This is a genomic window from Moorena sp. SIO4A1 (assembly GCF_010672065.1).
Lineage (GTDB): Bacteria > Cyanobacteriota > Cyanobacteriia > Cyanobacteriales > Coleofasciculaceae > Moorena.
In genome coordinates, this window is sequence record NZ_JAAHHX010000314.1 from 1 (window position 1) to 2295 (window position 2295).

The window sequence follows — 2295 nt, forward strand, 5'->3', positions numbered from 1 at the left end:
ATGCGTTATCGACATATCTAGAGAATCGGCAAGACCTCAGAGATATTGCTGCAGATATGCTAGAAGCTGCAGAATGTCTATTAGAGAAAAATCGGTAATTGGTAATTAGCTACTAGCGGGAAAACTGATTAGAGTCGATGCCCGGTATTACCCGGGGCACCTCTCCTGTCATACCGTACGTGAAGGTTTCCCCTCATACGGCTCCTAGATATCCTAGTCTTATCGCCGTTCGCGCAGCGTGGCCTACGGCCAAAGGCGACGCTTCGCGAACGACTTGCCCCCGTGAATGTATTGGTGACAGCTTAGGTGAACAGCCATGAGGTTGTTCCTCTTCCAGTTGTTGTGATTTCCATCAATGTGGTGGAGATGTACTCTTTCTTCATCAATGAATTTCATTCCGCAATATCCACAGGAATGGTTTTGTTTCTTCAAAGCTTCTGCGGTAGCATCGGAATAAAGAGTGGTATTTCTCTTGCTCCAATAGACTAAGTCTCCGTCATAAGGGGACTTAGTCCCTTTCACCATTACGTGTTTGTTCTGTTCATACCCTACTGCGGGGAAGCCTTTCTTACATAGTTCGTCGGCCTGACACCGGTTAACCTTCTTTTCTTTGCGGAATTTCCGGTTTGCGGTGTGATTCATGAACCATAAACTGTCGCGAGAACTGCTCATGTCGCAATATTTGTGGTAATTCCTCCAGCCACGTATGATGGGGGCTAGTTTCTTAGCCTTGATTTTTGCACCATAATTCGAGCTGTTAACTACGGTCTTAATCTTCCTACGAATAGCTTTGTGGTTCTCCGCTGAGGGAGTACAGTGAAACTTTCCGTTTAGTTTGACACGCATGTGCCATCCTAGAAAATCGAATCCGTCTGTCGTTTTGGTTATCTTGGTCTTATCTTCGCTGATTTCCATCCCGCGCTCTGCCAGAAATGTCTTGATTTTCGTCAGAACTTTTTCAGCATTATCTTTTGGTTTTAGGAAGATAATCATGTCGTCCGCGTACCGGACGCTAGGGTGTAAATCTTCTATTCCATCAAGTGCAATATTGGCGCTTTTGTGGACTGACTACTCCTCCCTGTGGGGTTCCTTGCTCAGGAAATTCCAGGTCAACTCCTGCTTTGAGGCATCGGAATATCCCAGTCTTCAAACTTGCTGGTGCAATTAACCTATCCATTATGGATTTATGGGAGATGCGGTCGAAACACTTTTTGATGTCTAGTTCGATTACTCTTTTCTTGATGCCGTTTGAGTGTGATTTGAGGTTATCGAACACATACTTTTGGGCATCATGGGCACTTCTGCCGGTTCTGAACCCGTAGCTACGGGCGTGGAACGTGGCTTCGTGTGCAGGTTCGAGGGCGAATTTTGTTAGACATTGCCATGCTCTGTCTGCGATTGTTGGTATCTTGAGCATCCTTACTTTCCCATTCTTTTTGGGAATTGGGATTTCTCGGAGACCGGAATGATGCCAGTCGAGGGCGTTTTGCCTCATGGTTTCAAGAACTTCTAATCTTTCTTTGTAATTCAGTGCAGTTTTACCGTCTATACCGGCGGTTTTTTTGCCCTGATTGAGCTGTGTTACTTGACGGATGGCCAATAGCTGTGCTGAACGAGATTTCAGAATCAGTTTTTGCAGAGACCGAGCTTTCCTCAAGTCGCCAGCTTGAACCGCTTTATACACGCGCCGCTGTAGGCGGAAAAGGTTCCGGCGGAGTATTTTCCACTTTTGTCCTTTCCATAGGTCACTAGATTTTCCTCTGTGTCTACCCATACTCTCCATTGGTTTGTGTATTCTGAATACCCGTCCCCAGTTTTGAGGACATCTTACCCGATGGTGGGGATTAGGCTTGGCATAGCTTACCGAAGTTACGACCGTTCTTCAGACCCATGTGTTTTGCCATCGTTTTTACTCGTTCCGTTTCCCAGATTGTTTTGATGATTTAGGGTAGTCCGGAGATGAAACCTTAGAATAGTGGAGCCTTACTACAAAATTTTTAACCCTTTTACCCATAGCCGACTAACTATAAAGGCTCCACTATTCTTGCGGTAACTTCTAACCACTTTGCCTATCCTTTCCTCGGAGTTTACGACTATCCGGTGGATAATGTCGTGAGAATAAAAGGATGAAATACACACGATTTTATTCAGATTGTGTTTTCTTTATGAGACACTTTTTTAGGACTTATTTTACCCATGTCATCTCCTCATTAGCGGCAGTGTGGATAATCTGTTTCACCTCTGATTCCGCCCTGTTGCCAGCTTCACTCTGTAGGTTGCCGCCTACTCGGTGTG

The 2295-nt window shown here is 45.4% G+C and carries 2 protein-coding genes; both read right to left on the reverse strand.

From position 1 onward, the window contains the following. Positions 1 to 243: 243 nt before the first annotated feature. Entirely contained in the window at positions 244 to 993 is a 750-nt protein-coding gene (locus F6K53_RS46250) for a group II intron maturase-specific domain-containing protein (RefSeq protein WP_366511409.1), read from the reverse strand. Between the two features lie 43 nt (positions 994 to 1036). Next, positions 1037 to 1774, reverse strand: coding sequence for a reverse transcriptase N-terminal domain-containing protein (locus F6K53_RS46255; RefSeq protein WP_330359433.1), 738 nt, complete (start codon positions 1772 to 1774; stop codon positions 1037 to 1039). Positions 1775 to 2295 lie beyond the last annotated feature (521 nt).